Source organism: Marinobacter caseinilyticus, assembly GCF_011074955.1.
Classification (GTDB): Bacteria; Pseudomonadota; Gammaproteobacteria; order Pseudomonadales; family Oleiphilaceae; genus Marinobacter; species Marinobacter caseinilyticus.
The window spans coordinates 94,345-107,221 of the sequence record NZ_WUQJ01000019.1 but is presented as its reverse complement, the minus strand read 5'-3'; the positions used below and the strand labels follow the sequence as shown (position 1 = coordinate 107,221).

Below are 12,877 nucleotides of genomic sequence, written 5' to 3'. Positions count from 1 at the left end.
ACCCAGGTTTCGCTTTGAGCGCGAGCTCAACTGGCGGGAGCGCAAGCTACATGGTGTTGAGTGGTCTGATCCAGGTATCCTGCTGTTGAATCGTTGCGGGCAACGATTTCAGGGCCACGCGAGCCGCCTCGGAACTTTCAAACTCGCCATAGAATACCACAAACCAATCCCGCCCCTTTCTTTCACTGCGGGTGTAGCGCAAGCCTGGGACACCTTTGTGCTGCTGAAGGAACTTAAGCGCCGTCTCTTCATTGAATCCCGCAATGTACTGAGCGGTTTTGCCACTTTTCACCCGAACCCGTGTCACCTCGACAAAACGTTCAGGGTCAGCAGGCACAAACAGCGGCTCTGGCTCTGGCTCTGGCTCTGGCTCTGGCTCTGGCTCTGGCTCTGGCTCTGGCTCTGGCTCTGGCTCTAATTGTGGGGTTTGGGTAGATGATATTAGAAGGTCAGCACCATCTCCCACGCCCTGCCCGTTCGTTTCGTCTCCACTGACAGGCCTGTCGCTGCCTGACGCCGGACGGGGTTCGTCGTCTGTCGAGACGGTCGCGCCAACATTGGATTCAGCACCGTGCTGCTCCAAGGGCGGCTGCCTAACCAGCCCCTGGGGCGCCCTGTGGTCGCTCTCCACCCTGGAATCGGTATCCAGATGCTGATTTTCGGGCCCCAGTGAAATAATTGTTCGCTGTTTTTTGGATTCGCTTCTGTTGACGTCCTGCTGCGCTATGACGGTATCGTACTGGTAGGAAACCAGCCACCAAGAGATGCCAAGCAATAATGCCGTGAGCGCAGGCCAGCGAATACTTCTCAGTGAGGGCACCCTGCGATTGGCGCGAGCCATAGAGGGCGTAATATCCAGCCAGACAGCTGGCGTCACACGCTTTAAGCGCCCGAGGCTACCCTGACTCAACTCTTGGATAAGATCCAGGTACCGCCCGGACAGCAATTCACTAACCTTGCCACCAGCAGCGTGCACTCTGGGCTCAAGGTATCGAAACACTTCCGCACGAGTCAGGGGCCGCAAATGAATCTGATGGACGCCCGATATATCGCCAGCCCCTCCAATGACACCAATACTGTGAACAAGCTGGTCCAAGCCACTCAATACAGGGGTCGCGCAACAAGTGGTGTCAGCGGCCCGATGTGCGGATAAAATCAGGCGGATCAGCTCAGGGGCGACCTGATCCGCATCATCGATTAACAACACCAGACGCGAACCCTTTCGGGTTGCCGTCTCGCTCCATCGAAAGAACCGGTAGACTGCGTCGCGGGGAGACTCTCCCGGAGACGAACCGAGGTGCGCCGCACTCAACAATGTTTTCGCAAGCGCCTGCACACTGGTCAAATTCGTTGCGGGAATACGCACAAACTCCAGACGTGCCGACTCACTGCGCACCAACTCCACCAGAATACGGGATTTACCCGCTCCTTTTGCCCCGGTGAGGAGTAATGCCAGATCGCCAAAACCACAGAGGTGCCTGAGTGTTTCCAGCGCATGTTGACGCTGGGCATCAGGATAAAAAGGAGAGTCCATGGCGAGCGGGTCCGACCTTAAGCCATAGCGTTCCTGCAACCGCGGAAACAGGCCTCCGGCATCCAGGCCAGTCAACGATTCATGACCCATTGTCACCCTTTTTGTCCTTCAATTTACTTGTGCTCACAAAAAGCTCGCAAGGTATCCCCTAGCGCTACGGGATCGAAATCGTCTTTAATCACTGCCCGTCCCGGCGCTTGCAAGAGTATTAACCTAAGTGTCCCATCCAGGTTTTTCTTGTCGACCGCCATCAGATCCAGGAACTTATCCGGCGTCATCCCCTCAGGTGTTTTCAGGGGCAAACCAGCACGCTCAATCAGACGCTCGACACGTGCCAGATCAGCTGGTGTTATCATGCCCAGCCTTGCCGACAAATTGGCGGCCATTGCCATCCCCGCGCCAACGGCTTCACCATGAAGCCAGTGACCATAGCCCGCAAACGTTTCCATTGCATGCCCAAAAGTATGGCCCAGATTGAGAAGCGCACGCACGCCGCCTTCCCGCTCATCCATGGCCACAACTTCCGCTTTACAGGCGCAAGAACGATAAATCGCCTCTGCCAGAGCTTCGGAATCCAGATCTGTAAGACTGCGGATATGATCCTCAAGCCACTCAAGGAAGGGCAAATCCCGGATAAGGCCATATTTTATGACTTCGGCAAGACCCGCGGGAATTTCCCTGCCCGGTAAGGTCTTGAGGGTCTCGGTATCAATCAACACAACTTGCGGCTGATGAAAGGCGCCAATCATATTTTTACCCAGCGGGTGATTGATGCCGGTCTTGCCACCCACTGACGAGTCAACTTGGGACAATAACGTGGTTGGAATCTGAATGAATCGGACGCCTCGCTGGTAGGACGCGGCGGCAAAGCCGACCATATCTCCCACCACACCACCACCCAAGGCCACCAGTGTGGTATTCCGGGAGTGCTTGTTTGCCAATAAGGCATCAAAGATCAGGTTCAGGGTTTGCCAGTTTTTGTGTTGCTCACCATCCGGCAACATCATGGTGTCGATTGTTTTCCCGGGGAAACAGCGACAAGCCTGCTCAAGATAAAGCGGCCCAACGGTCTCATTGGTCACAATCATAATCTTCTCCCCTGCCGCATACGGGGTAAGATCCTGACTATCAAGCAAACCGGCGCCAATGATAATGGGGTAACTACGGTCCCCCAGTTCAACCCGCAGCTGACGAACGGTTTTATCCATGCTTGTGACCCTCCTTCCTTACTTGTCGTTTTTGTCTCGGCGTTTTCGGATGAATTCGGTTCACCAATTGACGCACAACCAGGCGGGGACTTTTTTTGTCGGTAAACATTACAATGTCGGCAAGCTCAGTGTAAATAGGGTCCCGAATAGCAAACAACGATCTGAGAACGCCTTCCGGATCATCGCCCTGAAGCAGTGGCCGATTTCGATCTCGCCGTGTTCTTTCGACTTGCTGATCAACCGACGTCTTCAGATATACCACCAGTGCCTCACATTTCAGGCTTTGACGGTTTTCCTGCCGCAAAACAGCACCGCCACCGGTGGCCAGCACAACTTCATCCAGGCTCGCCAATTCCGCAAGGATAGCCGCCTCACGCTGACGAAAACCCTCCTCCCCCTCTACATCAAAGATCCAGGGAATATTGGCGCCACAGCGTTCCTCAATCAGTCGGTCTGAGTCGACAAAGCGATACCCAAGCTCTCTGGCCAACAATCGACCAATAGTACTTTTGCCTGCACCCATGGGTCCGACGAGAACTACACGCTTTGGCAACAACATGGTATCCGCTCTTATCACTCTGGGCGGGTGAGAATAGCACAGCGACTTAAGTTGCATAAGATTTGGGGAAATTGAAGGCAAAAAAAAGCCGCCCTGCAAGGGGCGGCTCTTTGTTCAGTTCAACTAATCAACCAGGTCGCCCTTAAGGATCTTAGGCGTGATAAAAATCAGCAGTTCGCTTCGTTCATCAACAGACGCCCTACGTGTGAACAAGCGGCCTAGGTATGGAATATCTCCCAAAAATGGCGTCTTAGTGATCGTGGTTGATGTTTCTGATTGGAAGATACCACCGAGTACCACGGTTTCTCCATTTCGAACCAACACCTGAGTGGTTACCTCGTTGGTGTTAATACTTGGAACACCAGCGGTTTCTTGCCCACGAGAATCCTGATTAACGGTTAGATCCATAATGATTTTGTCATCAGGCGTAATCTGAGGCGTTACCTCAAGGGACAACGCCGCTTCCTTGAAGGACACCGACGTAGCACCGCTGGACGATGCTTCCTGATAAGGTATCTCTTCGCCCGATTTAATCTTTGCGGTTTGTCGATCCGCCGTTACAACTTTAGGCTGGGCCACAATTTCAGCTTGGCCATCACTTTCGAAGGCTGACAACTCAAGATCCACAAGAAAGTCGGATCCGATATAACCGAACGATACCGAGGACGTGTTAGCCCGAGTGACACCAAGATCAACGTTCAACCCCCCCAAGCTCAGCGGCGACCCTCCGATTGGCGCGCCGTTGCTACTGCCTGCGAACCCGATATTGTTCTCGCTACCGTTGATATTGGAACGGCCGGCTGCGCCCCAGCGAACACCCAATTCTTCCGCTAAGTCTGTCTGAGCGCGAACCAGTCTCGCCTCGATTAGGACCTGACGCACGGGCACATCCCAAGTGTTCACCAGCCTACGGATTTGCTCGAGCTTATCCGACGTCTCGCGAACACTGATCGTATTCGTCCGGTCATCGGATGACACAAAGCCCCGCGATGAAATCAGCTCTTCATCTTCTTTGATCAGCGCCACTATATCAGCCGCCTTGGCGTAATTCACCTGAACGATGTCCAGGCGTACTGGGGCAAGCTCGGAAATTTGTTTGCTTGTTTCCAGCTCCAGCCTCTCGCGGGCCGCAATTTCGTCTGCCGGCGCGACTAAAAGGACGTTACCAATTTGGCGTTTATCCAGGCCTTTGGTCTTCAGAATCAAGTCCAACGCCTGATCCCAAGGCACGTTCTGCAGGCGCAATGTAATGCTGCCGCTGACGGTGTCGCTCGCAACCAAATTAAGCCCCGTAAAATCAGCGATCAGCTGCAAGACTGAACGAACCTCAATGTCTTGAAAGTTGAGAGACAGTTTATCGCCGGTGTAAGGAAATTTGTCTTCTCGTCTACTTTCAGCTTCTTCCTCAGTCAACGGCTCAACACTGACCGTGAAAACGTTATCCGCTTGGTAGGCAATGTAGTCGTAACTTCCTTCGGGTCGGATTTCGACGACCGCATTATTGCCTTCCATATACGTGTCAACACGGGTAACGGGTGTTGCAAAATCGGTTACATCCAGGCGTCTGCGGAGTTCTGCCGGAACTTGCGTGTCTTCGAGCACCAAACGGATCCGGCCGCCGGTCTCAGACAAGTCAATCGGCGTCTTGCTGCTACTGAGTGACAAAACGACACGCCCTTCGCCATTCTGGCCACGCCGGAAATCAACGCCCGCCAAGCCCTGGCCAGAAGAGGAGCCCCCAGCCCTTGCAGGCTGGCTTGATTCGCTTCCAGCGATTTCCGACCCACTGTCAGCTGTTGCGCCACCGATGGTTAATACCAGCGAGTCCGCTTTCTGCGACGTCGAGTAAGGCACAAGCTCAACCAGATTGAAGATAAGACGCGTGCGATCTTTTGTTTCAACGACGGTCATGCTTTGGGCATTGCCCGAACCCAACGAAATATTACGGCTGTCGAGTCCGCTTTGCGTATCACGCAAATCAACCGCAATACGGGCGGGGCGCTCAATAGTGTAGCCGGTCGGCTCGGGCGGTTGGCCATCAAACTGCAGGATCACCTGGGTCTTGTCTCCCGGCAGTGAAGAAAAGGATACATCCTTGAGCGTGACCGCACTGGCGAGGCATGACACCATTCCAAGAGCAACCATGCTGACGCAAGCGGTAAGTTTTCTGAACATTGCTAGCCTCGACCCCAAACCAAAGTGTTTGTGCATTTTTTTTACATTTATCATATTCACGCTCCTCAGCCCTCATCCAGTGAAAGGGATCGGGGGCGTTCTACCCAGCCTCCCCGGCCATTGGGTACAATTTCGATCAATTCTATTCGGGACTCACTGACACCGATAATACGGCCGTAGTTTTGCCCGACATAATTGCCACCACGAACTCTATGGACACCACCTTCACCATCTGAGATAAGCGCAAACTGGCTTCCACTCGCGCCTTTCAGCGTGCCAACCATCTTCAATTCAGCCAACCCGAAGTTTTCCAGAATTTCCCTCGGCCGATCCAGGTCTGGCTCAATATCGCTCTGCGGTTGCTCATCGACCATCGTTAACTGAACGTCAACCGGTGGCTCGAAGGGGGCCCGGCGATCAGCGGAGGCGTAGCTGAATGCCTCGTACGCCTTAAACTCGGGCAAAGGTTCAACAAAACCCCGCGGCTTAGAACGAGTCTCTTGCATAAACCGATCAATATCCGAGAAGCCGTTACCTTGGGAACAGGCGGACAAAAGCGATACCATACAAATACTTAACCAAGCCTTACCGGCATGCTGTCGTGCCATGCTCATTCTCCAGCCCGGTAGCGATACGTACGTGCCAGAACTTGCATATCCAGCCTATCTCCACCGCTTGTTGGTTTAATCGTGAAATCGTGCAAAGTGACGATGCGAGGTAAGCTGGCAACACTGCTCACAAATGAAGCGAGCTCGTGGTACGACCCGATTACCTTTATGCTGATGGGGAGCTCCACATAAAAGTCCCGGCGCTGTTCTGGCTGCAACTTTATCTCTTGGAGCTCAAGCCCACTGCCCACCGCCGTATTGGTAATATCTTCGAGTAAGCCTGGCACCTCGGTGTCACTGGGCAACTGTTTTACCAACGCACCAAAAGTCTCCTCCATTTCAAGCATCTGAGCCCTGAACACTTCGAGGTTGGCGACCTTGTAGGCTTTCTTTTCGTATTCCTGGCGGAGTTCCGTCTCCTTCTTTTCCACACCAGCAAGTTTGACGTACTGGTCCTTCACGAAGAAATAGTACCCGCCACCTATAATCAAACCGACAATGATCAATACAACGATCGCTTTGACAGGCGCAGGCCAAATCCCCGCGTTGTTTACGTCAAGGTCGTTGATATCGAATTCCTTCAATCCTTTCATCGAGTCCGCGAAGCTCATCACTTATCCTCCGCTTTCAGCTCGGGCGTCTGCTGACTCACCGATAGAGTGAACTTGCTGTAACCTGCTCGCGCGTCATCGACGGAAGCCACATCGAAAAGGTCAGGTTCCTTAAACCAATCCGAGGTTTCAAACTGCCGCATCAGTGCAGATATTCGACTGTTTGACTCCGCCATACCTACGATGCTGACCTTGTCGTTAGCCCGCTTGAGATCCGTGTAATACAGGCCTTCCGGAAGCGTCCGAACCAGCTCATCGAAAACACGCACAATGACCGGGCGTTTGCCCTGCAGATCCTGAATAACGCGCATCCGCGCCAACAGTTCATCCCGTTTGCGCTTCAGGTCTTCTATCTCTTTTATCTGGCTTTCCAACTGCTTGGTCGCCGTCTGAATGTAAGCGTTGCGAGACTCCTGGTATGCGATTTTACTGTCCAGGTCGGACTTCCAGAGAAACGCCATACCCGCAGCGACAATAGCCGCCCCCAGCAACATAACGACAAACTGCTGTTGCTTCTCAGCTCTGAGTTCTTCACGCCAGGGCCGAAGGTTAATTTTTGCCATTAGTCGAAGCTCCTCATTGCCAACCCGCAGGCAATCATCAGAGATGGTGCGTCGTTAGCCAAAGCCGATGCGTTGACCCGCGAACCAACGGCCATTTCGGAAAAAGGGTTGGCTACCAGGGTCGAGGTTCCGGTCTTATTTTCGACCATCTCAGTTAACCCCTGAATCGACGCTGTGCCGCCAGCTAAAATCACATAGTCAACCGCGTTGTACTGGCTGGCCCCGAAAAAGAACTGGAGTGCGCGTGCAACTTGCTGAACCACGGCCTCCCTGAACGGCACCAAAACCTCAGATTCGTAATCGTCCGGCAAACCACCCTGTTTCTTGGCCAATCCGGCTTCCTCCAGGGACAAGCCGTATCGCCGCTGAATTTCTTCGGTCAGCTGTTTGCCTCCGAATATCTGTTCACGGGTGTAGACTGTTTTCCCTTCCGCCAAAACACTCAAGGTGGTCATCGTCGCGCCTATATCGACAATTGCGACAACCAGCTCTTCACCCTGAGACTCGAGCTGCGACTCTATCAACGAGTAAGCCCGCTCCAGAGCATAAGCCTCTACATCCACAATTTTTGCGGTTAACGCGGCAATGCCGAGCGCATCCTCACGGATGTCCACGTTCTCCTTTCGGCATGCAGCCAAAAGAACATCAACCTGGTCTGGATTGGATTCGGACGGCCCTTGCACCTCGAAGTCGATAGCGACTTCGTCCAAGGGGTAGGGGATGTATTGGTCCGCTTCGAGGGCGATCTGGTCTTCCATCTCAAACTCGTTAAGTCCCGAGTTCATCTGAATCAGCTTCGTAATTACCGCCGAACCGGACACCGCGACAGCCGTCTGTTTGACGCCTGTGCGCGACTTACTCGATACGCGTTTGAGGGCTTCACCAACGGCTTCTACATCCGTGATGTTTTTTTCGACAACAGCATTGGCTGGCAGCGGTTCAACCGCATAGCTTTCAACCCTGTATCGATTGCCCTGCTTTGAGAGCTCTAACAGTTTTACCGAGCTGGAGCTGACATCCACACCCAGTACTGCATTGGATTTCTTACCGAACAATCCGAACACGCGGTCACCCTATACCTGGTTACATGCACCCGGTTATGTGATTTTTATTTAAGAGAATTTTTTCTACTTTACGTCTACAATGCCTGATCAATACTTGGAGAGGCGTTGTAGTGACGAAGCAAGCCCGTCGTTCCTAAAGCAATTTCTCAAATGATAGACCTATATCCAACAGTTGTCAGAAAAAAATGTCCCGAATCTTCCGAACATCTCGCATTCTTGCCTGGTTTTTTCTCACGGGTACAAGCTTAGCCATAATCATGGTTTCCAGTTTCTACCTTTACTTGAGACCAGGACTTCCTTCTGTCGATCAACTGATGGACATCCGGCTACAGACCCCTCTCAGGGTCTTCAGCGCGGACAACAGATTAATAGCAGAATTCGGTGAAAAGAGAAGGGCACCGGTCACAATAGAACAGATCCCTACAATTCAGTTACATGCCTTTCTAGCCGCAGAAGACAGCCGTTTTTACGAACACATTGGCGTCGACTTTAAAGGCCTACTGCGGGCTGCAATCGAACTGGTCACTACCGGCGAAATCCAATCGGGAGGCAGTACGATCACAATGCAGGTTGCAAAAAATTACTTTTTGTCACGTGATCGCACCTTCATTCGCAAGTTCAACGAGATACTTCTGGCACTTCAGATAGAGCGTGAACTTCCAAAAGACCAGATTCTGGAGCTGTACCTCAACAAGATTTACCTCGGTAATCGAGCTTACGGCATAGAGTCGGCAGCAGAAGTCTACTATGACAAAAGCGTTAACGAACTCAGCCTGGCGCAAATGGCCATGCTCGCCACGCTCCCGAAAGCACCATCTGCCTACAACCCTATTGCCAACCCTGAGCGCGCGCTCGTTCGCAGGAACTGGATTCTTGGCCGTATGCGAGACCTCGGCTATATAACTCCGGACGCCTTCCAACTTGCCAGCAACGCGCCCGTCACGGCGACTTACCATGGCGCCTCGACAGAGGTGGATGCCGATTATGTGGCGGAAATGGCGCGGTCAGAAATCGTTTCAAGGTATGGCGATGCCGCCTATACCGATGGCTATCGAGTAACGCTAACGGTGGATAGCCGAGATCAGCAAGCCGCCACTGACGCACTGCGTGCCGGCCTGGAAGCGTATGACCAACGGCATGGGTTTCGTGGACCGATTGGCCGAATCGAGGACAAGGCGCTTGAGTCCGGCGATCTCAGCCAAGCACTCTCGAACTACCAGCGCCTGGAGTCGCTGTACCCTGCGGTGGTAACCGCTTTGAGCGAGGACAAGGCGACGCTGTTTTCTCGACATCTGGGGAAACTGGTCATGCCATTTGAAACGATGGCCTGGGCCCGTCGCCACAAGACGGAGGACTTACTGGGACCCGAACCCAAGACGCCCGCCGACGTGGTTACGCGCGGGGATGTCGTTTACGTTCAACGCGAGCAGCCCAGCGCCTCTTCCGGGACATCCGGAATCAGTGAGCGCCCAGAAGACTCTGGCGATTCAGAAACAGCTACTACGAGCGTCACATTATCACAGGCTCCCAACATCCAGGGCGCCCTGATATCGCTGAACGCCAAGACTGGGGGCATCAAAGCACTCACCGGTGGCTACAGCTTCAGCCAAACAAAATACAATCGCGCTACTCAGGCGCGGCGGCAGCCCGGCTCCAATTTCAAGCCCTTCCTCTACCTCGCCGCGTTGGAAAAAGGCATGACACCGGCAACGATATTCAACGATGCGCCCATTGTGTTTGACGACCTGGATCTTGAAACCACATGGCGACCGCAGAATTCCTCAGGTCAGTTTTACGGCCCAACCCGGCTTCGCGAAGCACTGTATCGATCACGCAACCTGGTATCCATTCGACTGCTGCGCGACGTAGGCATCAACAACACCATTGACTACTTAGATCAGCTGAAAGTCAGCACAGCCGGAATGCCCCGTGACCTTTCACTGGCCCTTGGCAGCGGCAACCTGACGCCTATGGACGTCGCCCGGGGGTTCGCGGTTATTGCCAACGGTGGCTACGATGTAACCCCTTACCTTATACAGTCGATACAGGACAGCCAGAACAACACCCTTTACGAAGCACCCACGGTCGTCCTCTGTGACGACAAGTGCGATACCCTGGAGCAAGAGACATCCCAGGCGTCGACCGACGCGCCTACGACAAGGGTAGCCCGGCGATTGGCGGATGAGCGTGCCGTATACATTCTGCACTCCATGCTGCGGGACGTGATCACACGAGGCACAGGCCGCAGAGCGCTAGCGCTGGGCAGAGATGACATTGGCGGCAAGACTGGCACCACGAACGAACAACGGGACACCTGGTTTTCAGGCTTCAATTACGACACTGCCGCGACCGCATGGGTCGGCTTTGACCAACCTACCCCGCTGGGACGTGGCGAATATGGCGCCAAGGCAGCCTTACCGGTTTGGTTGGATTACATGACCGTTGCCATGAAAGGCAAATCCAGATCCTTTATGCCGCAACCGAATGGCATCGTCAGCATCAGGATCGACCCGGAGACCGGGCAGCGAGCCAGACCCGGGCAATCCGACGCCGTGTTCGAACTATTCCGGGAAGAAGACGCGCCGGCACCGCTGGACATCAGTGACAACGGAAGCGCTGACACGGATGGTGACGACGGCAGCTTGCCACAGGATATTTTCTAACCAGCGGGTTACCGGTGGCCAGCATCTACGTCAGCCTGGCATTAACAGGTACAAAAAAACCGGCGTATTTCGCCGGTTTTTTTGTTCGCAATTCGCGCGTTACTTGATGTCGTCCATAGACGTCAGCGGGTAATGCGCAGGGTACGGGTTCCGAGCAACACCGGAGTCAACCGCTGCACGTGCAACTGCCGCGGGCACAACATTCAGCAACCGAACGTCCATCGGCTTCGGAATGATGTATTCGTGACCGAACTCAAAGCTCTCGACACCGTAAGCTTCGCAAATCTCTTGAGGCACCGGCATCTTGGCCAGTTCACGGATCGCGTTCACCGCAGCCACTTTCATCTCTTCATTGATCGCAGTAGCCCGAACATCAAGAGCGCCACGGAAGATGAAAGGAAAACCAAGAACGTTGTTGACCTGGTTCGGGTAATCCGAGCGACCAGTTGCCATAATCAGGTCGTCTCTCGCGGCCAATGCGAGCTCCGGACTAATTTCCGGGTCAGGGTTGGAGCACGCAAACACGATGGGCTTTGGCGCCATCTTTTTCAGGCACTCAACCGGGAACAGGTCAGGGCCGGAAAGCCCCAAGAATACGTCCGCACCATCAATTGCATCTTCCAGGGTGCGCTTGTCCGTTTCATTGGCGAACATGGCCTTATACTGGTTGAGATCATCTCGACCCGAGTGGATGACACCCTTGCGATCCAGCATGTAAATGTTCTCAGACTTGATGCCGCAACTAACCAGCAGCTTCATACAAGCAATGGCTGCCGCACCAGCGCCCAGGCATACAACCTTTGCTGATTCCGGAGTTTTTCCCTGCAACTCCAGAGCATTGAGCATGCCCGCAGCCGTCACGATTGCAGTGCCGTGCTGATCATCATGAAACACGGGAACGCTACACTTTTCGATCAGTGCACGTTCAATTTCGAAGCACTCTGGCGCCTTGATATCTTCCAGATTAATGCCGCCAAAAGTGTCCGCTATGCGCTCTACCGTTTCGATGAATGCCTGCGGGCTTTCGGAGTTAACTTCGATATCAAACACATCAATGCCAGCAAAGCGTTTAAATAGCACGCCCTTGCCTTCCATCACCGGCTTGCTGGCCAGCGGCCCCAGGTTTCCGAGTCCCAGAATCGCCGTGCCATCAGAGATAACGGCGACAAGGTTACCCTTACCCGTGTATTTGTATGCGTTCTCGGGGTCTTTCGCGATCTCGCGGACCGGCTCTGCAACCCCAGGACTGTATGCCAAAGAAAGGTCGCGAGACGTTTGGGTAGGCTTGGTGATTTCAACACTCAGCTTACCAGGCCGCGGCTTGGCGTGATATTCAAGGGCTGCTGCTTTCAGATCTTGAGACATTGCCACTGTTCCGTTTGTCACGTTAAAAGGGACGGAGATACGTTGTTGTCGGCCATCACTACCTTTAGGTCGGCGCTTTCGCGACCCTAACCATGGGCTTTTATGTATTTGCCGACGCTGTTCTCTCGTAACCCGCCAACCCTAAGGTTAGCGAGAGCGCGACATTATGGCGCGAAGGCGGGGCGCAAACAAGGGTTGCTGAGCATTCTATGACCAGCAAAACCGTCAAAGATGTTAAATTCCAAACATAAAAAAAGCGCCCTGAAGGGCGCCTTTTTGCTGACGTGTTCGGATCAGTCTTTTTTGGCTGCGATCCGGCCACCAAAGCGCTTCTGGAACCGATCGATACGACCGCCGGTGTCCATGACCTTCTGCTTGCCAGTGTAGAAAGGATGACACTGTGAACAAACATCCAGCTGCAAATCGCGGCCAATGGTTGAACGCGTATTGATGACATTGCCGCAGCTACAGGTGGCAGTAATTTCTGCGTACTTAGGGTGAATACCTTCTTGCATGGCGAACCTCTA

General features: G+C 53.6%; 11 protein-coding genes. 1 reads left to right on the top strand and 10 read right to left on the bottom strand.

Features of this window, described 5'->3' with window-relative positions:
- Positions 1-46: 46 nt before the first annotated feature.
- The 8 genes from GRX64_RS09070 to GRX64_RS09035 all read right to left on the bottom strand — a co-directional run bounded on the left by GRX64_RS09070 (position 47) and on the right by GRX64_RS09035 (position 8,322).
- Positions 47-1,624 (bottom strand): AAA family ATPase, encoded by a 1,578-nt coding sequence (locus GRX64_RS09070; RefSeq protein ID WP_166266513.1) that lies wholly within the window; start codon positions 1,622-1,624, stop codon positions 47-49.
- Positions 1,625-1,647: 23 nt separating this feature from the next.
- Positions 1,648-2,742 carry a 3-dehydroquinate synthase gene (aroB, locus tag GRX64_RS09065; protein WP_166266363.1) on the bottom strand — a complete coding sequence of 365 codons (1,095 nt, stop codon included), beginning with the start codon at positions 2,740-2,742 and terminating at the stop codon, positions 1,648-1,650.
- The gene (gene aroK / locus GRX64_RS09060; protein WP_166266360.1) at positions 2,735-3,301 is read right to left on the bottom strand and encodes a shikimate kinase AroK; all 567 of its coding nucleotides are present in this window, start codon (positions 3,299-3,301) and stop codon (positions 2,735-2,737) included. Before aroK ends, aroB begins: the two co-directional genes overlap by 8 nt.
- A 123-nt stretch (positions 3,302-3,424) precedes the next feature.
- On the bottom strand, positions 3,425-5,476 hold the full coding sequence (locus GRX64_RS09055; protein ID WP_166266511.1) for a type IV pilus secretin PilQ: 2,052 nt from the start codon (positions 5,474-5,476) through the stop codon (positions 3,425-3,427).
- 65 nt (positions 5,477-5,541) lie between these two features.
- Positions 5,542-6,084 (bottom strand): pilus assembly protein PilP, encoded by a 543-nt coding sequence (locus GRX64_RS09050; RefSeq protein WP_166266357.1) that lies wholly within the window; start codon positions 6,082-6,084, stop codon positions 5,542-5,544.
- A gap of 2 nt (positions 6,085-6,086) precedes the next feature.
- Entirely contained in the window at positions 6,087-6,695 is a 609-nt protein-coding gene (locus tag GRX64_RS09045) for a type IV pilus inner membrane component PilO (RefSeq protein ID WP_166266354.1), read from the bottom strand.
- Positions 6,695-7,258: a PilN domain-containing protein gene (locus GRX64_RS09040; protein ID WP_166266351.1), complete on the bottom strand. Its 564-nt coding sequence runs from the start codon at positions 7,256-7,258 to the stop codon at positions 6,695-6,697. The genes GRX64_RS09045 and GRX64_RS09040 overlap by 1 nt, the downstream gene beginning before the upstream one ends.
- Complete coding sequence (locus GRX64_RS09035; RefSeq protein WP_166266348.1) at positions 7,258-8,322, bottom strand: pilus assembly protein PilM; 1,065 nt, start codon at positions 8,320-8,322, stop codon at positions 7,258-7,260. The genes GRX64_RS09040 and GRX64_RS09035 overlap by 1 nt, the downstream gene beginning before the upstream one ends.
- Before the next feature lie 185 nt (positions 8,323-8,507).
- Between GRX64_RS09035 and GRX64_RS09030 the strand changes: the two genes are divergently transcribed.
- Complete coding sequence (locus GRX64_RS09030; protein WP_166266345.1) at positions 8,508-10,985, top strand: penicillin-binding protein 1A; 2,478 nt, start codon at positions 8,508-8,510, stop codon at positions 10,983-10,985.
- A gap of 99 nt (positions 10,986-11,084) precedes the next feature.
- Here GRX64_RS09030 and GRX64_RS09025 read toward each other — a convergent pair whose 3' ends face one another.
- Positions 11,085-12,350, bottom strand: a complete 1,266-nt coding sequence (locus tag GRX64_RS09025; protein WP_166266342.1) for a malic enzyme-like NAD(P)-binding protein — start codon at positions 12,348-12,350, stop codon at positions 11,085-11,087.
- A gap of 293 nt (positions 12,351-12,643) precedes the next feature.
- Positions 12,644-12,865, bottom strand: coding sequence for a 50S ribosomal protein L31 (gene rpmE / locus GRX64_RS09020; protein WP_166266339.1), 222 nt, complete (start codon positions 12,863-12,865; stop codon positions 12,644-12,646).
- Positions 12,866-12,877: the final 12 nt, after the last annotated feature.

What these genes read in the sequence shown, in the direction of transcription:
- GRX64_RS09070 (WP_166266513.1), bottom strand. Translation starts at nt 1,624, where the DNA reads ATGGGTCATGAATCGTTGACTGGCCTGGATGCCGGAGGCCTGTTTCCG.
- aroB (WP_166266363.1), bottom strand. Translation starts at nt 2,742, where the DNA reads ATGGATAAAACCGTTCGTCAGCTGCGGGTTGAACTGGGGGACCGTAGT.
- aroK (WP_166266360.1), bottom strand. Translation starts at nt 3,301, where the DNA reads ATGTTGTTGCCAAAGCGTGTAGTTCTCGTCGGACCCATGGGTGCAGGC.
- GRX64_RS09055 (WP_166266511.1), bottom strand. Translation starts at nt 5,476, where the DNA reads ATGTTCAGAAAACTTACCGCTTGCGTCAGCATGGTTGCTCTTGGAATG.
- GRX64_RS09050 (WP_166266357.1), bottom strand. Translation starts at nt 6,084, where the DNA reads ATGGCACGACAGCATGCCGGTAAGGCTTGGTTAAGTATTTGTATGGTA.
- GRX64_RS09045 (WP_166266354.1), bottom strand. Translation starts at nt 6,695, where the DNA reads ATGAGCTTCGCGGACTCGATGAAAGGATTGAAGGAATTCGATATCAAC.
- GRX64_RS09040 (WP_166266351.1), bottom strand. Translation starts at nt 7,258, where the DNA reads ATGGCAAAAATTAACCTTCGGCCCTGGCGTGAAGAACTCAGAGCTGAG.
- GRX64_RS09030 (WP_166266345.1), top strand. Translation starts at nt 8,508, where the DNA reads ATGTCCCGAATCTTCCGAACATCTCGCATTCTTGCCTGGTTTTTTCTC.
- GRX64_RS09025 (WP_166266342.1), bottom strand. Translation starts at nt 12,350, where the DNA reads ATGTCTCAAGATCTGAAAGCAGCAGCCCTTGAATATCACGCCAAGCCG.
- rpmE (WP_166266339.1), bottom strand. Translation starts at nt 12,865, where the DNA reads ATGCAAGAAGGTATTCACCCTAAGTACGCAGAAATTACTGCCACCTGT.